The organism is Allobosea sp. GW821-FHT03A12, assembly GCF_058986765.1.
The window spans coordinates 728,335-746,143 of record NZ_JBYSVZ010000001.1 but is presented as its reverse complement, the minus strand read 5'-3'; the positions used below and the strand labels follow the sequence as shown (position 1 = coordinate 746,143).

Annotated in this window: 17 protein-coding genes; 11 read left to right on the top strand and 6 right to left on the bottom strand. The window is 67.1% G+C overall.

Annotated features, from left to right (window positions below; translation table 11 throughout):
• Positions 1-22: 22 nt before the first annotated feature.
• The 6 genes from AC3WLC_RS03525 to AC3WLC_RS03500 all read left to right on the top strand — a co-directional run bounded on the left by AC3WLC_RS03525 (position 23) and on the right by AC3WLC_RS03500 (position 8,985).
• Positions 23-898 carry a branched-chain amino acid ABC transporter permease gene (locus AC3WLC_RS03525; RefSeq protein ID WP_092156502.1) on the top strand — a complete coding sequence of 292 codons (876 nt, stop codon included), beginning with the start codon at positions 23-25 and terminating at the stop codon, positions 896-898.
• A gap of 7 nt (positions 899-905) precedes the next feature.
• Positions 906-3,431: a branched-chain amino acid ABC transporter ATP-binding protein/permease gene (locus AC3WLC_RS03520; protein ID WP_493682545.1), complete on the top strand. Its 2,526-nt coding sequence runs from the start codon at positions 906-908 to the stop codon at positions 3,429-3,431.
• A 211-nt stretch (positions 3,432-3,642) separates the two neighbouring features.
• Positions 3,643-4,584: a 3-hydroxyacyl-CoA dehydrogenase gene (locus AC3WLC_RS03515; RefSeq protein ID WP_493682544.1), complete on the top strand. Its 942-nt coding sequence runs from the start codon at positions 3,643-3,645 to the stop codon at positions 4,582-4,584.
• 39 nt (positions 4,585-4,623) lie between these two features.
• Positions 4,624-5,556: a 3,5-dioxohexanoate:acetyl-CoA acetone transferase gene (gene kce / locus AC3WLC_RS03510; protein ID WP_454025397.1), complete on the top strand. Its 933-nt coding sequence runs from the start codon at positions 4,624-4,626 to the stop codon at positions 5,554-5,556.
• Between the two features lie 275 nt (positions 5,557-5,831).
• Positions 5,832-7,157, top strand: a complete 1,326-nt coding sequence (locus tag AC3WLC_RS03505; RefSeq protein WP_493682543.1) for an FAD/NAD(P)-binding protein — start codon at positions 5,832-5,834, stop codon at positions 7,155-7,157.
• 184 nt (positions 7,158-7,341) lie between these two features.
• Positions 7,342-8,985, top strand: a complete 1,644-nt coding sequence (locus AC3WLC_RS03500; protein WP_493682541.1) for a Na+/H+ antiporter — start codon at positions 7,342-7,344, stop codon at positions 8,983-8,985.
• A gap of 9 nt (positions 8,986-8,994) precedes the next feature.
• Here AC3WLC_RS03500 and tam read toward each other — a convergent pair whose 3' ends face one another.
• Positions 8,995-9,777 (bottom strand): trans-aconitate 2-methyltransferase, encoded by a 783-nt coding sequence (gene tam / locus AC3WLC_RS03495; RefSeq protein WP_493682540.1) that lies wholly within the window; start codon positions 9,775-9,777, stop codon positions 8,995-8,997.
• Positions 9,778-9,823: 46 nt separating this feature from the next.
• Complete coding sequence (locus AC3WLC_RS03490) at positions 9,824-10,528, bottom strand: SDR family oxidoreductase (protein ID WP_493682539.1); 705 nt, start codon at positions 10,526-10,528, stop codon at positions 9,824-9,826.
• Between the two features lie 130 nt (positions 10,529-10,658).
• Here AC3WLC_RS03490 and AC3WLC_RS03485 point away from each other — a divergent pair, with 130 nt between their 5' ends.
• Entirely contained in the window at positions 10,659-11,528 is an 870-nt protein-coding gene (locus AC3WLC_RS03485) for a LysR substrate-binding domain-containing protein (RefSeq protein WP_493682538.1), read from the top strand.
• Between the two features lie 96 nt (positions 11,529-11,624).
• Here the strand turns inward: AC3WLC_RS03485 and AC3WLC_RS03480 are convergent, their stop codons facing one another.
• The gene (locus AC3WLC_RS03480) at positions 11,625-12,419 is read right to left on the bottom strand and encodes an SRPBCC family protein (RefSeq protein ID WP_493682536.1); all 795 of its coding nucleotides are present in this window, start codon (positions 12,417-12,419) and stop codon (positions 11,625-11,627) included.
• 14 nt (positions 12,420-12,433) lie between these two features.
• Entirely contained in the window at positions 12,434-13,024 is a 591-nt protein-coding gene (locus tag AC3WLC_RS03475) for an ArsR/SmtB family transcription factor (RefSeq protein ID WP_493682535.1), read from the bottom strand.
• 109 nt (positions 13,025-13,133) lie between these two features.
• Here AC3WLC_RS03475 and AC3WLC_RS03470 point away from each other — a divergent pair, with 109 nt between their 5' ends.
• From AC3WLC_RS03470 to AC3WLC_RS03460, 3 genes are read left to right on the top strand one after another with little or no spacing between them, the layout of a single operon-like run.
• A complete protein-coding gene (locus AC3WLC_RS03470) occupies positions 13,134-13,772 on the top strand; it encodes a TetR/AcrR family transcriptional regulator (RefSeq protein ID WP_493682533.1) in 639 nt (212 codons plus the stop codon).
• Complete coding sequence (locus AC3WLC_RS03465) at positions 13,769-14,305, top strand: GFA family protein (RefSeq protein ID WP_493682531.1); 537 nt, start codon at positions 13,769-13,771, stop codon at positions 14,303-14,305. The genes AC3WLC_RS03470 and AC3WLC_RS03465 overlap by 4 nt, the downstream gene beginning before the upstream one ends.
• Positions 14,298-14,600, top strand: a complete 303-nt coding sequence (locus tag AC3WLC_RS03460; protein WP_377800115.1) for a DUF6958 family protein — start codon at positions 14,298-14,300, stop codon at positions 14,598-14,600. Before AC3WLC_RS03465 ends, AC3WLC_RS03460 begins: the two co-directional genes overlap by 8 nt.
• Before the next feature lie 2 nt (positions 14,601-14,602).
• On the opposite strand, the gene AC3WLC_RS03455 is transcribed toward AC3WLC_RS03460, so the two are convergent.
• Entirely contained in the window at positions 14,603-15,733 is a 1,131-nt protein-coding gene (locus tag AC3WLC_RS03455; protein ID WP_493682529.1) for an aminotransferase class I/II-fold pyridoxal phosphate-dependent enzyme, read from the bottom strand.
• The gene (locus tag AC3WLC_RS03450) at positions 15,730-16,905 is read right to left on the bottom strand and encodes an amidohydrolase (protein WP_493682527.1); all 1,176 of its coding nucleotides are present in this window, start codon (positions 16,903-16,905) and stop codon (positions 15,730-15,732) included. The genes AC3WLC_RS03455 and AC3WLC_RS03450 overlap by 4 nt, the downstream gene beginning before the upstream one ends.
• A 68-nt stretch (positions 16,906-16,973) precedes the next feature.
• Here AC3WLC_RS03450 and AC3WLC_RS03445 point away from each other — a divergent pair, with 68 nt between their 5' ends.
• Positions 16,974-17,798, top strand: coding sequence for an AraC family transcriptional regulator (locus AC3WLC_RS03445; RefSeq protein WP_493682526.1), 825 nt, complete (start codon positions 16,974-16,976; stop codon positions 17,796-17,798).
• Positions 17,799-17,809 lie beyond the last annotated feature (11 nt).

The window sequence follows — 17,809 nt, the reverse complement described above, 5'->3', positions numbered from 1 at the left end:
ACAAGTCCGCAAAGGCCATCCCTTGCTCACCCTCTTCATCCAGCAGGTGCTGAACGGGCTGCTCGACGGGGTCTACTACCTCCTGATCGCGCTCGGCCTGTCGCTGATCTTCTCGCTCGGCGGCATCGTCAATCTGGCGCATGGCGCCTTCTATGCGATCGGCGCCTATCTCACGATCGTGCTCGCGCCCCATATCGGCTTCGGCGGCGCCATCATCGCCTCTCCGGTGCTGGTCGCGCTGATCGGCATCGTCATCGAGCGCGGACTCTTTCAACGCTTCTACAGATCCGATCCAATTCTCTCGCTGCTGCTGACCTTCGGCCTCGCCATGGTCGCCGAGCAGTCGCTGCGCATGATCTTCGGCGCGCCGCCGCTCTCCTTCTCGATCCCGCCGGCGCTGCGCGGCCAGCTCTTCATCGGCGACTTCATCTATTCGCGCTATCGCGCCTTGCTGATCCTGATCGCCGCCGCCTGCGTCCTCGGCCTCTGGTTCCTCTTGCAACGCACCGCCTTCGGCCGCGTCGTCCGCGCCGGCGTGCAGAATCCCGACATGGTCGGCGCGCTCGGCATCTCCTTGCAGCCCTACATGATGACGGTCGCAGGCATCGGCATCGGCCTTGCCGGGCTTGCCGGCGTGCTGCTGGCGCCGATCTATTCGATCCATCCGGCCATGGGCCAGGAGATCATCACGCCCGCCTTCGTCGTCGTCGTCATCGGCGGGCTCGGCTCCTTCTGGGGCGTCGTCGTCGCCGCCCTGATGGTCGGCCTGGTCAAGGGCATCACCATCGGCCTCGGCCTGACGCAATGGTCGACCGCGGTGATCTACCTGATGATGCTGCTCGTCCTGCTCTTCCGTCCGCGCGGCCTGTTTGGCGAGCGCATCCAGCGCTTCGAGTGAGGCCGACATGACCAGCTCCCAGCGCGACTATCTCCCGCTCGTCCTCGCCGCCATCGGCCTTAGCCTGCTGCCCTCGCTGATGCACGCGGTCGGGCTCGGCACCACCTCGGCGACCGAGGTCGTGGTCTTCGCCATCGCCTGCATGGCGCTCAACGTACTGGTCGGCACCACCGGCCTGGTCTCCTTCGGCCATGGCGCCTGGTTCGGCATCGCCGCCTATGCCGCCGGCCTGATCCAGCGCAACTGGCTCCCCGGCCAGTTCGCCCTGCCGATCCTGCTCGCGGTCGCGCTCGTCGCCCTGATCGCCTTCGCCTTCGGCGCCCTGATCCTGCGCCGTCGCGGCGTCTATTTCTCGCTGCTGACGCTGGCGCTCGCCGCCATGATCTATTCGGTCGCCTTCCGCTGGACCTCGGTCACCGGCGGAGAGGACGGTCTCGGCGGCATCAAGCGCCCGCTCTTTGCCGGCATCGATTTCGAGACCGCCCTACCCTTCTACATGCTGGTGGCGACGATCGGCTTCGCCGTGGTCTACGGCCTCTGGCGCTTCCATCGCTCACCGGTAGGCACTGTGCTGGTCGCGATCCGCGAGAACGAGCAGCGCGCCCGCTTCCTCGGCTATGCCACCACCCGCTACAAGCTCGTCGCCTTCACCGTCTCGGCGGCGCTCACCGGCCTTGGCGGTACACTTCTCCTCTTCAACAACCGCATGACCTCGGCCGAGCCGATCTCGGTCGCCTTCTCCGGCGAATTGCTGGCGATGGTGGTGATCGGCGGTATGCGCTCTTTCCTCGGCCCGGCGCTCGGCGCGCTCTTCTTCGTCGTCTTCCGCGACTTGCTCTCCAGCGTCACCGAGAACTGGCTGTTCTGGTTCGGCCTGCTCTTCGTCGCCTTCATCGTGTTCTCGCCCGACGGGCTCGTCGGCGTTGGCCAGCGCCTGCTCAAGCCCTTCCGCAAGCAGGCGGCCGAGGACGCGGCCATGTCCGCCCGCAAGGCCGGCGCAGTCGAACTCCCCGCCTTCATGAAGCCGAAGGACGCGGGCGACGGCGCTATCCTGACCGCGACCGGCCTTGCCAAGAGCTTTGGTGGCATCAAGGCGGTCGAGAACGTCGACATCACCATGCGCGACCGGCGCCTGCATGCGCTGATCGGCCCAAACGGCGCCGGCAAGACCACGGCCTTCAACCTGATCTCCGGCCTGTTCAAGCCGGATCGCGGCGAAGTCCGCCTGCGTGAACGCGACATCGCCGGCCTCTCGCCCGAGGCGATCACGCGGGCCGGCATCGGCCGCGCCTTCCAGATCACCAATCTCTTCCCGGCGCTTTCGGTCGCCGAGAATGTCCGCCTCGCCGTGCAGGCGCGGGCGCCCGAACGCTTCGGCCTCTGGCAGGCGGCTGGCGGCCTCGATCAGGTCAATGACGAGACCCGTCAGGTCATCTCGACCATGGGCCTTTCCGGCATCGAACAGGCCGAAGCCGGCTCGCTCAGCTATGGCGGCCAGCGCCTGCTCGACATGAGCCTCGCCCTCGCCACCAGCCCGCGCGTGCTCCTGCTCGACGAGCCGCTCGCCGGCCTCGCTGCGGCCGAGCGCGAACGCGTCGGCACACTGATCAAGTCGATCTCGACCGATTTGCCGGTGCTCTTGGTCGAGCACGACATCGACCGCGTCTTCGCCATCGCCGACCATGTCACAGTGATGAACGAGGGCTCGGTGCTGGTCGACGGCACGGTCGAGGACGCTCGTTCCTCGCCCAAGGTGCAGGAGGTCTATATCGGCTCCGGCGCCCATGCGCTGGCCGAGAAGCCCCGCGAGAGCGCCGCCGGCGACAAGGTCCTGCTCGGCCTCGATCAGGTCGATACCTTCTACGGCAAGAGCCACATCCTGCGGCAAGTCAGCTTCGGCGTGCACGAGAACGAGATCGTCGCCTTGCTCGGCCGCAACGGCGCCGGCAAGTCGACCTTGCTCAAGACCATCACCGGCATCGCCCCGCCCGCTTCCGGTTCGATCAGCCTCGCCAGCAGCGACATCGCCCGCCTGCCTCCGGCCCAGATCGCCCGCGCCGGCATCGCCTATGTCCCGCAAGGGCGCGGCCTCTTCGCCGGCATGAGCGTCAAGGACAATATGGAGCTCGGCCGCCTGCGCCGGCGCACCGGCAACGGCACCCATTGGGAGGACGAGAAGATCTTCGCCTTCTTCCCACGCATTCGGGAACGCTGGCAGTCGCCGGCCGATTATCTCTCCGGTGGCGAGCAGCAGATGGTCGCAGTCGCCCGTGCCCTCTCCGGCGACACCAAGGTTCTCCTGCTCGACGAGCCCTTCGAGGGCCTGGCGCCGGCCGTGGTCGAGGAATTGTTCGAGGCCTTCGACAAGCTGCGCAAGGAAATCGCCATCGTCATCGTCGACCACCATCTCGACCTGGCACTGGCATTGTCCGACCGCACCGTCGTGCTCGAGCGCGGCCAGGTCACCCATATCGGCCCATCCCGTGCCCTCAGCCAGGACCTTGCGCTGCGGCGGCAGGTGCTGTGGCTGTGATGGGTGGTCCGAGAGACGATAGAAGCGCGGGGAACCCTCTCCTGGAAGGAGAGGGCAGGGTGAGGTGTTGGCGGCTCGACCAGTTCCGCGAGCGCTCACCGCGCGGGCATGTTCAAGCTAGCGATCACTCTCCCGCACACCTCACCCCTGCCCCTCTCCTTCCAGGAGAGGGGTTCCCTGCGCCCTACCACACCAGCCGAGACCTTCCCTGATGACCAAGATCGCCATCGTCGGCTCGGGCCTGATCGGCCGCGCCTGGGCCACCGTTTTCGCCAGCCATGGCTTCGAGATCGCGCTGCACGATGTGAAACCGGAGGCCGCCAAGGCCGCCCGCACCCATATCGGCAAGAACCTGAAGGAACTCGCCGGCCACGGCCTGGTCGATGATCCCGCGGGCTCGCTCGCCCGCATCCGTGTCGCCAAGGACCTCGCAGATGCGCTGAAGGGCGTCGCGCTGGTGCAGGAGAACGGGCCGGAGACGGTCGAGGCCAAGCGCGAGCTCTTCGCGCAGATGGACGCGCTCGCCCCGGCCTCGGCGATTCTGGCCTCCTCGACCTCCTTCATCATGGCTTCGACCTTCTCCGAGACATTGAAGGGCCGGGCCCGCTGCCTCGTCGCCCACCCGGTCAACCCGCCGCATCTGGTGCCGATCGTCGAGCTCGCGCCGGCGCCCTGGACCGATCCCAAGGTCGCCGCCAAGGCGAAGCGCATCTACGAGCAGGCCGGCCAGGTCGCGATCATGCTGCGCAAGGAGAAGCCCGGCTTCGTGCTCAACCGGCTGCAGGCCGTGCTGCTGGCCGAGGCCTTCCGACTCGTCGGCGAGGGCGTCGCCAGCGCCGAAGACGTCGACAAGACCATCCGCGACGGGCTCGGCCTGCGTTGGTCCTTCATGGGCCCATTCGAGACGATCGAGCTCAATGCGCCAGGCGGGATCCCGGATTACTGTTCGCGCTATTCCGAGTCGCTCGACCGCATGGTCAAGTCCTCGGAAGGGCTGGGCAATCCGTTCAAGGCGGAGACGGTCGCCGAGGTCATGCGCGAATGGCGCGGCGCCCAGGACGCCAGCCGCATCAAGCGCGTCAGCGACTGGCGCGATACGCGTCTCGCCGCCTTGCAGGCGCACAAGCGCGCCGCGAAGCGCAAGCCGGCGTGAGTTTCAAAGATTTTGGGATCAGCGAAGGACTTAGATCGCATGGCCAAGAACCGCAAAGTCATCATCACCTGCGCCGTCACCGGCGCGATCCACACCCCCTCGATGTCGCCCTATCTGCCGGTGACGCCCGACGAGATCATCGATGCCGCCGTCGGCGCGGCCGAGGCCGGCGCGGCTTTGGTTCATGTCCATGCCCGCAACCCGAAGACCGGCCAGCCCGACCAGTCGCCGGAAGCCTTCGAGCCCTTCCTCAAGGTGATCAAGCAGCGCTCGAACTGCGTCATCAACATCACCACCGGCGGCGCCCCGACCATGCTGGTTGAGGAACGCCTGAAGCCTTGCGCACATTTCAAGCCCGAGGTCGCCTCGCTCAACATGGGCTCGATGAATTTCGGGCTCTACCCGATGCTGAACCGCTTCAAGGAGTTCAAGCACGACTGGGAGCGGCCCTATCTCGAAGGTTCCAACGATCGCGTATTCAAGAACACCTTCAAGGACATCGAGAACATCCTGACCACCTGCGCCGAGAACGGCACGCGCTTCGAGATCGAGTGCTACGACATCGGCCATCTCTACACGCTGGCCCATTTCGTCGATCGCGGGCTGGTGAAGCCGCCCTTCTTCGTCCAGTCGGTCTTCGGCCTGCTCGGCGGCATCGGTCCGCATCCCGAGGACGTCGCCCACATGAAGCGCACGGCCGACCGGCTCTTCGGCGACGACTATCACTGGTCGGTGCTCGGCGCCGGCCGCCACCAATTGCCGATCGCGGCGATGGCGGTCGCGATGGGCGGCAACCTGCGCGTCGGCCTCGAGGATTCGCTCTGGCTCGGCCCGGGGCAGCTCGCCAAGTCGAACGCCGATCAGGTCAAGGCCGCGCGCAAGATCATCGAGGGCCTCGGTCTCGAAATCGCGACGCCGGACGACGCCCGCGAGCAGCTCCAGCTCAAGGGCGCCGACAAGGTCGCGTTCTAGGGCTTATCCAGTCGCGTTGAGCGACCGAACGGGCCTTTCCGAAGGTCGGAGAGAAAGCTCCAATCTTCGGAAAAAAGCGGCCGATGGGATCGGCTCGGCGACGCCACGACGGATGCGCGCATGGCTGAACCTCTGGACGCGTCAGCTTCCGAAGTGATAGCCCATCGCGCAATGACCGATGATCACTGCAACGCGGCGCCCGGCCACCAGCCTTGGCAGCACCATCATCATGGCCCGAGGGCCATGGCCCCCGCAGGCCGGGGCTGCGCTCGCGCGTGACCGATCAGGCCTTCGATATCGCCATCGTCGGCGGCGGCGCCAGCGGCACCTTGCTGGCGCTCCATTTGATGCGCCAAAGCTCGTCGCAGCTGCGTGTCGCGCTGATCGATCGCAGTGGAGTCTTCAGCCGGGGCGTCGCCTATGCCGACGGCGCGACGGACCATCTGCTCAACACCCGCATCGGCGACATGAGCGCCTGGCCGGACGATCCCGGCCACTTCGTCCGTTGGCTGCCGCAAGGCACCCACGACTTCGTCGAGCGCCGGCATTATGGCAGCTATCTCGCGGCCGAACTGCAGCAAGCCGTCATCGCGAGCAATGGGCAGCTCGTGCTCGTTCGGGGCGATGTGATCAAGCTGGAGCCAAAAGACGGGGTCATGACCCTGCAGTTGGCAGAGTCCACTAGCCTGGTTGCCTCTCGCGTCGTTCTTGCCGCCGGTCATCGCCCGCCCTCGGCGGACCAGGGCGCGTTCCATGGCAACCCTTGGAGCGAGGCCGCCCTTGCAGCGCTCTCACCATCGGCTGACCTGCTGCTGATCGGCACAGGGCTGACGATGATCGATATGGTCGTTGCGCTTGCCAATCGTGGCCATCGCGGCCGTATCCTGGCACTGTCCCGGCGCGGCCTGCTGCCACGCATGCAACCAGCGGGTCACCCCAAGGCGGATCCGGCGGCGCTGTCGCCGTCCCTGCTCCAGGGCGAGTTGTCGGCCCGGCTCGCGACCTTCCGTCAGCTCGTTCGCAGCGGCAAGGCCTGGATTGCGTTGATGCTGGCGCTGAGGCCGCAGACTGCGGAGCTGTGGCACGGCCTGACCGAGGCCCAGCAGGGCCGTTTTCTACGCCATCTGCGGCCGTGGTGGGACACGCATCGCCATCGGACCGCACCGGAAACCGGCACCATCGTCGAAAAACGCCTCGCCGATGGCCGTCTGACTGTCCTGAAAGGCCGCCTGGCGGCGCTCGTTCCGGCGGCGAACCACGTCGAAGCCACGATCGTGACCAAAGCTGCACCATCCGGCGCGGTCATGCGCTTCGACCGAGCGATCGATTGTCGAGGACCGCGCAATGACATCGCCCCTGATGCCGGCCTGCTGGCTGCGCTGGCAGAAGGCGGATTGGCGCGGCCGGATCGGTTCGGCCTCGCGCTCGACGTCGATGAGGACGGGCGCGTACTCGACAAGCATGCCCGCCCTTCGCAGCAGCTTTTCGCGCTTGGCCCGCTCACGCGCGGTCTGCACTGGGAAGTGACGGCCATCCCCGATATCCGCAATCGAGCCGAGAGGCTGGCCAGCTTGCTAACCAGCGAACTTCGCTCGGCCTAGAGCATTTTCGAGCGAAGTGGACACCGGTTTGCGTGAAGAAAATGCGATAGGATAAAGACTTGGAGCAGTTCCGCGATTCGCGAGAATTGCGGAACTGCTCTAGACTTTTGCCGGGCACCAAAGATGTTGGCTCGCCGCAAGTCGGCACGTTAATCTCGCAGCCTCCGGGCCGACCGCTTCCCCAATGCAGACCTTCACCTTCATCCTGATCCTGGTCATGCTCGTCGTGGCTTCGCAGCCGCTCACCCGGCTGTTCAGGATCATCCCGCTCCCGATCGTCCAGATCGCGCTCGGCGCCGCCATCGCCTGGCCGACCGCCAGCTTCCATCCCAGCATCGAGCCGGAACTCTTCCTCCTGCTCTTCATCGCGCCGCTGCTCTTCGCCGATGCCTGGGAGGCGCCGAAGCGCGAATACCGCAAGCTGCTGCGACCGATCCTGTCGCTCGCCGTCGGCCTGGTCTTCTTCACCACCCTCTTCGGCGGTCTTGCTTTGCACTGGCTGGTGCCGTCCATGCCGCTGCCGGTCGCCTTCGCGCTCGCTGCCGTGCTCTCGCCGACCGATGCGGTCGCCGTCTCCTCCATCGTCGACAAGGAGACCGTGCCGAAGAACCTGATGCATGTCCTGGAAGGAGAATCGCTGCTCAACGACGCGTCGGGTCTGGTGATTTTCCGCTTTGCCACTGCGGCCGCTTTGACCGGCACGTTTTCGTTCTGGCAGACCTCGCTCGCCTTCCTCTTCGCCGTCACCGGCGGCATTGCCGCAGGATTGCTGGCGGTCGCCGTCGTCTCCTGGGCGCTGAAGCTGCTGGCGAAGTTCGACCGGATCGCGCCGGAAGCGCAGGTTCTGGTCGTGATGTTCCTGCCCTTCGCCGCCTTCCTCGCGGCGGAAGCCGTGCATGCCTCCGGCGTGCTCGCCGCCGTCGTCGCCGGCCTCACCGTCGGGCGCACCCGCACTGCCAACCGGCTCAGCGTCTCCGCCTATATGCTCGCCCACTCGTTCTGGACGATGCTGGCCTTCCTCCTGAACGGCACGCTCTTCGTCCTGCTCGGCCTGCAATTGCCGGCGATCATCCGCACCGTTCCGCCGGCGCTCATCGACACACATTGGCTGTGGCAACCGCTCGGCATCATCGTCGCGCTGACGCTCTGCCTGATCCTGCTGCGCTTTGTCTGGATCACGGTCGCCATCGCGCTGAGCCGCGTCGTCAGCCGGCGCCTGCACCTGGAACAGTTCCACACCACCCTGCGCACGCGATTGGCCGGCTCGATCGCCGGCGTGCGCGGCGCGGTGACACTTGCCGGCGTGCTGTCATTCCCGGTGCTGGCGCTCGACGGCTCGCCCTTCCCCGGGCGCGATGCCGCGATCTTTCTGGCAGCCGGCGTAATCCTGCTCTGGCTGGCGATCGCCAGTCTCGGCCTGCCGCCGATCGTGCGCGGGCTGGCCGCTGGCCATGGCGCCGCGCAGGCCACCGAATTGCGGCGGGCGCGGATCACCGCGACGGAAGCCGCGATCGCCCGGCTCGAAGGCGTCGCCCATCGCGGTGGCACCGATGGTGCCGCGACCGTCGACCAGGCGGTTGCTGAGGGCCTGATCGCGACCTATCGGCGGCGCCTCGCGCTGCTCGACGATGGCCAAACACCGCGGGAGGAGGCCGTCGCGTTGTACCAAGCCGAGAGCCAGCTGCGCCAGACCGCCCTCGCCGCAGAGCGCGAGGCCCTGCGCACCCTATTGAAGAGCGGCGAGATCGACGACGTCACCTTCAACGCGCTGGCGCACGAGATCGCCCTGCACGACGTGCTCGCCGCGACGAAGGCCGGATCACACTGACCGCCGGAGCTACGTCCGCGCAGCCAGGATGAACAGGCGCGGGAAGCGCAGCAGCACCTTGCCGTCCGGCTCGACCGGATAGGCCCGAGTGATCTTCTCGCGATAGAGGGCGAGGAAGGCCTCGCGCTCATCGGCCGGCAGCGGGTCGATATAGGGCTTCAAGCCCGTGCTCTTGAACCACTCGACGATCGCGTCATGCCCGGCGAGCGCATGGACATAGGTCGTCTGCCAGATGTCGACCTCGCAGCCGGCCTCCATCAGCCAGCGCCGATAATCCGAGAACGACCCGATCACCGCCTTCGAGGCCCGCGCATTAGCAAGGCGCCCGGCCCACGGCCCCTCGGCCGCCGCCTCGTCCATCGAGACATGCGAGGGCTCGCTGAGATTGTTCGGCATCTGCACCGCGAGCACCCCGCCCGGCGCCAGCGACCCAGCCAGCCGCGCGAACAGGGCCGGATGGTCGGGAATCCATTGCAGCGCCGCGTTGGCGAAGATCAGATCGTAGCGGCCATCCGCCGACCAGCTCTCCAGATCGGCCAAGGTGAAGGAGAGCTGCGGCAGGCGCTTACGCGCCTTCTCCAGCATGTCCGGCGAGGAGTCCAAGCCCTCGACCGTCGCATTCGGAAAACGGGCGGCGACCAGCTCGGTGCTGTTGCCGGGCCCGCAGCCGAGATCGATGCAGCGCTGCGGATTGGTGAGCCGCACGCGCTGGATCAGGTCGAGCGGCGGCCGCGTCCGTTCGTCCTCGAAGCGCAGATACTGGTTCGCATCCCAGTCGACCTTGCCCGTCATCGCGCCTGCTCCGTTCGTCAAATCGTGCGGCGCGATGGCTACGCTTCTACAGCGAACGCATCAAGCCGCCATCGACGCGCAGGTTCTGGCCGGTGATGTAGCCGGCGCCATCCGAGGCGAGGAAGGCGATCGTCGCGGCGATCTCCTCGCTGGTGCCGTAGCGCTGCATCGGCACGCCGGCGCGGCGCTCCTCGGTCGCCGGCAGCGAGTCAATCCAGCCTGGCAGGACATTGTTCATCCGCACGTTCTGCGCCGCATACTGATCGGCAAAGAGCTTCGTGTAGGCAGCGAGCCCGGCGCGGAACACGGCCGAGGTCGGGAAATTGGCAGCCGGCTCGAAGGCCCAGGCGGTCGAGATGTTGATGATCACGCCCGATGTCTGCGTCGCCATCACCGGCGCGACCAGCCGCGTCGGCCGGATCACGTTCATCAGGTAGACGTCGAGCCCGGTATGCCATTGCTCGTCGGTGATCTCGGTGATCGGCGCGCGCGGACCGTGGCCGGCGCTGTTGACCAGCACGTCGATGCGGCCGAAGCGCGCCATCGTCTCGTCGACCAGGCGCTTCAGATCATCGTTCGACTGGTTCGAGCCGGTGACGCCGAAGCCGCCGAGCTCCTTGGCCAGTGCCTCGCCCTTGCCGGAGGAGGACAGGATCGCGAGCTTGAACCCGTCCTGCGCCAGCCGCTTCGCCGCGGCCGCGCCCATGCCGCTGCCGCCGGCGGTAACAATTGCGACTTTTTCTCCTGCCATGGTACGCTCCATCATTCTGCGAAGGGCATATGGCGCCGCCGGTGGCAGCGCTCATTATGGCCTTTCTCGCATTAGCCGCGTAAACTCGCCAGCGAGTTGGCCAACATCATATCGATAGAAAAACTACTGCATGATCGAGCCGCAGCAGCGTCTGCCTTCGCTTAACGCGCTGCGCGCCTTCGAGGCGGCAGCGCGGCATCTCAATTTCCGTGCCGCCGCCGATGAGCTCGGCGTCACCCAGGGCGCGGTCGCCCAGCATGTCCGTGGCCTTGAGACCGAGTTACGCCTGAAGCTGTTCGAGCGCCAGCCGCGCCAGCTCGCCCTGACCAGCGCCGGGCGCAGCTATGCGACCCATGTCGCCCGCGCCTTCGCCCTGTTGGCCGAGGCGACCGACACGCTGCGCCCACAGCCCCTGCGGCTGACGATCAGCGCCACGCCGAGCATCGCGGCGAAATGGCTGGTGCCGCGCCTGCCCGACTTCACCACCACCCATCCGCAACTCGAGCTCAACATCCTCGCCAGCGACGCCTTGGCGAACTTCCAGTCGGACGGCGTCGACATCGCCATCCGCCAGGGCCGCCCGCCCTTCGGCCCCGGTCTCACTGCCGACCTGCTGTTCGAGCACGAGATCGTCGCAGTCTGCCAGCCAGCCATCTGCCCCAGCATGGACGAACTGGCGCACCTGCCGCTACTGCGCGATGGGCACGATCTCTGGCCGGAATTCTTCGAGCGTGCCTTGGGACGGTCCATGCCGCTGGCGGTCCGCAGCACGCGCTTCAACCAGACGGCGCTCGCGATCGACGCCGCGATCGCCGGTCAGGGCATCGCGCTCGCCAGCCGCTTCCTGGTCGAGCCCGATCTCGCCGCAGGCCGCCTCGCTCTGGCGACACAAGCCAGCATGCGCGGCGGCCTCGATTTCTACGTGGTCAGCGCCCGCAAGCCGCGGCACGCCGAGCAGACGGCGCTGGTCAGAGCGTGGTTGCTGAGCCAGCGGGGCTGAAAAGCATTGCAATCGGCCCGAAGCATCCAAGAGGACGTAGAGCACGGCCACCCCTGGATTGCTTCGCTACGCTCGCAATGACGGCTGCGTGCCCGGTCAGCCGGCCGCAAAAGTCTCCTTGAGCCAGCCCTGCCATTTCGGCTCGCTCTCGGCAGCGCGCTTGTCGGCGTCATCGCCATAGAAGAACAGGCAGGCGCTGAGATTGACCTTGTCACCCATGCCGTAACTGCCGATCAGCGCGACGCCGTCATCGGAGCGCAGCAGCACATGGCGCTGCTTCCGGTTCTGCTGGGTCTGCTCGACCGTTCCGGCGAAGGCCTGCGGTACCGAAGGCAATTCGCGCTGCTCGCCGACATCGGCGCCGGAAAGGCCGAGTTTCTCGGTCAACCGCTTCCAGGCAGCGAGATGGTCGCCCTCGGTCGGCAGCATCGCCTGGAAGCATGCCCCCTTCTTCCCCGCGAAATGAGTGAGATAGAGCCTCAGCACCGCGAAGAAACCGGGCCAGCCGCCCTCGAAGCCTTCCATCTGGTCGTCCCAGTCGTCGCTGGAGGCGAAGAGCGAATGCACCATCCTGACCAGGCACTGGTCGCCGGAGCGGCTGGTGATCGTGATCTCTGTCGCGATCGGCGGCGCCTTCTCACCCCATTCATATTCAGTGTAGCCGAAGCGATGCGGCGGCTCCCAGAGATTGACCTCGCCGGTCGAGCTCATCTCCGGCCCAAAGCTGAAGCTGAGCTTGCCGCCGACTCGTCCCTCGATCGTCGTCGGCGTGAACCAGGTCGAATTGCCCGGCCCGGTCGCCATGGCCTGCCAGACCTGTTCGGGCGTGCCGGGCACGAGAACCTCCATCTCGACCCAGCGCTTGCCGGTTCCGTCCTTCTTGATCGGCATGGTCCAGTATCCTTTCAGGACTTGGTCGGTTCGGGCGCCGGATAGGCGGCGACCACGAGGCGATGCGAGCGCCCGCCCGGCGCGCTGTCGTCGTGATAGCGAGCGGCGAGCGCCGCCACGGTTTCGGTAAGCTCACGGGTGAAGGCAGCGCGCTCGGTCGGCGAGCGGAAGCGGATGACGCTGTCGAGCGAGAGCGTCGCCAGCCGCTTGTCCTGCCGACGGGCCTCGCGCCAGAGCGCCCCGACCTCGCGCACGATCCTGGCCGCGAGCGCGATCAGGTAGCTCGCCGAGAGGCGGTCAGGGTTGCGCTCGGGATCGGCCCCTATCGAACCGAGCGCCGCCGGTGAGACGACGAAGGACGCGGCGCTCGCCACCAGCAGTCGCTCGGTCAGCCCACCCCAGTGCCGCTCACCCGCCGGCGCGACCAGCTGGTGCTCTTCGAGCGCGCGCAAATGGTAATTGACCTTCTGCCGGGTGAGCCCAACGCGGCCCGCAAGCGCCGCGGCCGAAGCCGGCTCGGAGAGTTCGGCCAGGATTCGCCGCTTCACCGGGTCGAGCGCCACGGCGGCGCGAGCGGGATCATCGATGACATCAAGGTCGAGCATCCCCGGAAGCTTGCATTGACAAATTTTTTTGTCAATGCGCCGAGACCGCCGTTTCGGCAGTTAGCAAGAAACCGGTTGCAGCATACCAACTAAATGGTATGTATTGGCCATGCCGCGGCCCACCAAACAGTCACCCGAACGCGGCAATGCCCGCACCCGCCTGCTCGAAGCGGCGCGGGACGTCATTCGCGCCAAGGGTTTCGCCGGCACCAGCGTCGACGATCTCTGCCGCGCCGCCGATGTCACCAAGGGCGCCTTCTTCCATCATTTCGCGAGCAAGGAGGTGCTCGGCGTCGCCGCTGCCGAGTTCTGGACACAGGAAGTCACGCCCTTCTTCGCCGCGGCGCCCTATCATCAGCCGGCCGACGCCCTCGCCCGCGTCCTCGCCTATGTCGCCTTCCGCAAGGCGATCATCGCCGGCGATATCCACGAGTTCACCTGCCTGGTCGGGACGATGGCGCAGGAGGTCCACGCCAGCGCACCCGACATCCGCGACGCCTGCGGCCGCAGCATCTTCGGCCATGCCGCGACGCTGGAGGCCGATATCGAGCAGGCTCGCCGCGATCACGGCATCACCACGACCGGCTGGAGCGCGCAGAGCCTGGCCCGGCACACCCAGGCCGTGCTGCAGGGCGGCTTCGTCCTCGCCAAGGCCGGCAACGATCCGGATCTCGCACGCGAAAGCCTCGACCATCTCGATCGCTACATCCGCCATCTCTTCCACGTCGCCGAGGAGTGCGCAGCATGAGCCAGTTCATGACGATCGGATGCGCTTGCCGCCATACGCAGCTCCGAGTTCACGGCGCCCCCATCCTCGTCTCGGAGTGCCTGTGCGACAGCTGCCGGGCCGCCGCGGCGTGGCTCGCCAAGCTGCCCGGCGGCAGCGACATCCTCACCTCATATGGCGCGACGCCGTCGGCCGAGTACCGCAAGGACATGGTCGAGATCGTCGCGGGCGCGGAAAGCCTGCGCGAATTCAGGCTGAAGCCCGATGCCGGCTCGCGCCGCATCGTCGCGACTTGCTGCAACACGCCGGTCTTCCTGGAGATGAAGGGCGCGCACTGGCTCAGCCTCTATCTCCATCTTTGGCCTGAAGCGGCCCGGCCGAGGCCGGAATTGCGGACCATGACCGGCGACCTGCCCGACGGCTCCGCACTGCCGGCCGACATCCCGAACCTGAAGACCCACACGGTGTCCTTCTACGCCAAGCTGCTGGGCGCCTGGATCGCCATGGGCTTCCGCAATCCGACAATCACGACAGCGGGGACGATCGATGCCTGACGACAAAATCGAGATCGAGAACGTCAACAAGCCCGGCAAGTCCGAGCGGGTCGACCGCGCCAAATACCAGGCGATGCGCAAGGCTTTGCTGGCCGCACTGCCGGAGGAGGCGCCCGGCCTGACCGTCCCGGACGCGAAGGAGGCGCTGCTGCCGCTCCTGCCGGACGAGCTCTTCCCGCAGGGCGCCACAGCCGGCTGGTGGCTGAAGGCCGTCCAGCTCGACCTCGAAGCGAAAGGCGTGATCAGGCGCGCCCCGCGCAAGCCGGTACATCTCTACCGGCTCGCTGCGAGCTGACCTCAACCCGTCTCGGCAAAGGCCGTCGCCAGCGCGGCCGCGGCCTCGTCGAGCTCGGCCGTCTCATGCGCAGCGCTGACCTGCAGCCGTAGCCGCGCCTCGCCCTGCGCCACGATCGGGAAGGACACCGCCGGGGCGAAGACTCCAGCCCGGGTCAGGCGCATCGTCATCGCCCGTGCCCGCTCCTCGCCGCCGACCTTCACGGCAGTAATGGCGCTGTCGCTGTCATGGCAGGCGAGCGCATAGAAGCGCAGCGCCTCGCGTAGATGCGCGACATTGCGCCAGAGCCGCTCGCGGGGCGAAGGATCGTCGCGGCAGATCTTCAGCGCCGTCAGAGCCGTCGCGGCATTGGCCGTGGTCATCCCCATGGTGAAGATCCAGCTGCGCGACTTGCCCTTCAGCGTCTCGATCAACGCGCGTGGCCCGGCGACAAAACCGCCGCTGGCGCCGCCCAGCGCCTTCGACAGCGAGCCGGTCAGCAGCATGCCCGGCGCGCCATTAGTAAGGCCGCAGAGCGGCGCGGTTCCGGTGCCGCCAGGCCCGACCACGCCGGTCGCGTGTGCCTCGTCGATCATCAGCAGCGCATCGAACTCGCGCGCCAGCGCCTGGATTTCCGGCAGCGGCGCCGCACCGCCCTCCATGCTGAAGATGCCGTCGGTGACGATCAGCCGGCGCTTCGCCCGCCTTGTCCCCTCCAGCACCCGGCGCAGGCCAGCGACGTTGCGGTTCTCATAGGTCTCGACGTCGGCGCGGCTGAGCCGGCAGCCATCGATGATGCTGGCATGGTTCAGCCGGTCGGAGATGATGACGTCGCCGGCCCCGACCAATGTGGTCAGCACCCCGCCATTGGCGCTGCCGCCTGACGAAAACAGCGCCACCGCCTCGACGCCGAGGAAGGAGGCAAGGTTCTCCGCCAGCGCCTCGTGCAAAGGCGTCGTCGCGAAGACCGGGTATATCCCGGTCCCGCTGCCATAGAGCCGCAGCGCCTCATTGGTCGCCGCCAGCACGCGCTCATCGGTCGAGAGGCCGAGATAGTCGTTGGCGCCGAGCATGATCGTGTCGACGCCGTCGAGCAGGATGCGCCCGCCACAGCGACGCTCGATCACCCTGCGGGTCGGGACATGCGCGTTCATGGCTTGGCCTTCGGCAAGGCACCGGCGACGAGGCTCTGCCAGTAGCGCAGCACATGCGGCACGATGCCGTCATTGAAGACGTAACGGTCGCCATGCAGGCCTTCGCCGGGGCCGACCTCCCCGGCGCCGATCCAGGCATAGCAACCGCCTGCGGCCCGGATCATGAAGGCGAAGTCCTCGCAGCCCAGGCTTGGCTTGAACTCGGTCGAGACGTTCTGCAGCCCGACCGCCGCGGCCGCCGCCCGCGCAGCCTGCGCCGCCGCCTCGACGGTATTGATCACCGGCGGATAGCCGCGCTTGTAATCGAGCGTCGCGGTGACGCCATGCGAGATGGCGACACCCTGCGCGATCTCGCCGATGAGCCGCTCGCACAGATCCGACAGCGCCGGATCGAAGAAGCGGCAGGTGCTCTGCAGCCAGACCTCCTTCGGCACGATATTGCCGACATTGCCGCCATGGACCTGCGTCAGGCTGACGACGATCGGCGTCTGCGGGTCGACGCCACGCGAGACGATGCGCTGCACGCTCTGGATGAAGGCCCCGGCCGCGAGGATCGGATCATCGCCGAGATGCGGCATGGCGACATGAGCGCCGAGGCCGGAGAAGCGCAGTTCGAAATTGTCGACCGCCGCCATCTGCGCCCCGGCGCGGGCCGCGATCGTGCCGAAGGGCACGCCTGGCCAGTTATGCACGGCATAGACGGCCTCGACCGGGAAGCGCTCGAACAGCCCGGCCTCGATCATCCTCATGCTGCCGCCTTCGTTCTCCTCGGCCGGCTGGAAGATGAAGTGGACGGTGCCGTCGAAATCCGGGGTTTCGCTGAGGAGCTTCGCCGCCCCGAGCAGCATGGCGCTGTGGCCGTCATGGCCGCAGGCATGCATCACGCCCTCCCTCTTCGAGGCGTAGGGCAGGCCGGTGCGTTCGATTACCGGCAGCGCGTCGAGCTCGGCGCGCAGGCCGATGGCGCGCTTGCCGGAGCCGGCGCGCAAAGTCCCGACGACGCCAGTGCCGCCGATCCCTTCCTGCACCTCGAGGCCGAAGGAGCGCAGCTTGTCGGCGACGAAGCGTGCGGTCTCGACTTCCTGGAAGCCGAGTTCGGGATTGGCGTGGATGTGATGGCGCCAGGCGACGACCTCTGGCGTCAGCTTGGCGATCGGGTCATTGTGCAACATGGTTCTCTCCTGTCCGTGTATCAGGATTAGGAGAGCGGGCCGGGCAGCGTCTTGAACCAGATTGACCGATGAGTGAGCCGCGACAGGAAAGTCAGGCATTCTGGCGCCACGCCGCCTTCCGCGAGCTCGGCCTGCTCGCAGCGCGCTTTCGCGAGCATCGCTATGACCGCCACACCCATGAAGGCTATGTCATCGCGCTGATCACCGAGGGCTGCGAACGCGTCCGCGTCGGCAGACAGGAGGTGCTGGCGCCGGCCGGCTCGGTGCTCGTCGTCAATCCCGAGGAATGGCACGATGGTGAGGCCGGCGCCGAGCAGGGCTGGGCCTACCGTACCTTCTATCCGTCGGTTGCGCTGCTTTCGGAGGTCGCAAACGAGCTCGGGCAGGCGCAGGCGCCGCTGTTCCCGCAGACGCTGCTCGACGACCCCAGCCTCTCCCGGTTGCTCGCCGCCGCCCATGCGGAATCGACCTCGGCGGATGCGACCCGCGCCGAAGCCTCGCTGTTGGCTGCGCTGCGCCGCCTGATCCTGTGGCATGGCGACGTCGATCGGCCGGCCGAGCTGCTCGATCGCTCAGGCGCTCAGCGCAGGTTCTCGCGCTATGAGGAGATGATCGAGGCAGGCCTCTCCGACGAGCTCGACCTGCAGGTTCTTGCCGCAGCCGCCGGCGTTACCCGCTTCCAGGTCATCCGCGACTTCAAGAAGCTCACCGGCTCGACGCCGGCCATCTTCATCCGCGACCGCCGCCTGCGCCGCGCCAACCGGCTGATCCAGGAGGGGCTGAGCCTGGCGGACGCCGCCTTCGCCGCCGGCTTTTCCGACCAGAGCCATCTCTCGCGCAGCTTCCGCGCCGTACATGGCATCACGCCCGGCATGTTCCGCCGGGCGGGCTGAGGACTCTCTCC

Bases quoted from the DNA above. Each gene is read 5' to 3' on its own strand.
- AC3WLC_RS03475 (WP_493682535.1), bottom strand. From the start codon at position 13,024: ATGCTCGACCTTGATGTCATCGATGATCCCGCTCGCGCCGCCGTGGCG.
- AC3WLC_RS03470 (WP_493682533.1), top strand. From the start codon at position 13,134: ATGCCGCGGCCCACCAAACAGTCACCCGAACGCGGCAATGCCCGCACC.
- AC3WLC_RS03455 (WP_493682529.1), bottom strand. From the start codon at position 15,733: ATGAACGCGCATGTCCCGACCCGCAGGGTGATCGAGCGTCGCTGTGGC.
- AC3WLC_RS03485 (WP_493682538.1), top strand. From the start codon at position 10,659: ATGATCGAGCCGCAGCAGCGTCTGCCTTCGCTTAACGCGCTGCGCGCC.
- AC3WLC_RS03480 (WP_493682536.1), bottom strand. From the start codon at position 12,419: ATGCCGATCAAGAAGGACGGAACCGGCAAGCGCTGGGTCGAGATGGAG.
- AC3WLC_RS03450 (WP_493682527.1), bottom strand. From the start codon at position 16,905: ATGTTGCACAATGACCCGATCGCCAAGCTGACGCCAGAGGTCGTCGCC.
- AC3WLC_RS03460 (WP_377800115.1), top strand. From the start codon at position 14,298: ATGCCTGACGACAAAATCGAGATCGAGAACGTCAACAAGCCCGGCAAG.
- AC3WLC_RS03445 (WP_493682526.1), top strand. From the start codon at position 16,974: ATGAGTGAGCCGCGACAGGAAAGTCAGGCATTCTGGCGCCACGCCGCC.
- AC3WLC_RS03500 (WP_493682541.1), top strand. From the start codon at position 7,342: ATGCAGACCTTCACCTTCATCCTGATCCTGGTCATGCTCGTCGTGGCT.
- AC3WLC_RS03465 (WP_493682531.1), top strand. From the start codon at position 13,769: ATGAGCCAGTTCATGACGATCGGATGCGCTTGCCGCCATACGCAGCTC.
- AC3WLC_RS03520 (WP_493682545.1), top strand. From the start codon at position 906: ATGACCAGCTCCCAGCGCGACTATCTCCCGCTCGTCCTCGCCGCCATC.
- kce (WP_454025397.1), top strand. From the start codon at position 4,624: ATGGCCAAGAACCGCAAAGTCATCATCACCTGCGCCGTCACCGGCGCG.
- AC3WLC_RS03490 (WP_493682539.1), bottom strand. From the start codon at position 10,528: ATGGCAGGAGAAAAAGTCGCAATTGTTACCGCCGGCGGCAGCGGCATG.
- tam (WP_493682540.1), bottom strand. From the start codon at position 9,777: ATGACGGGCAAGGTCGACTGGGATGCGAACCAGTATCTGCGCTTCGAG.
- AC3WLC_RS03515 (WP_493682544.1), top strand. From the start codon at position 3,643: ATGACCAAGATCGCCATCGTCGGCTCGGGCCTGATCGGCCGCGCCTGG.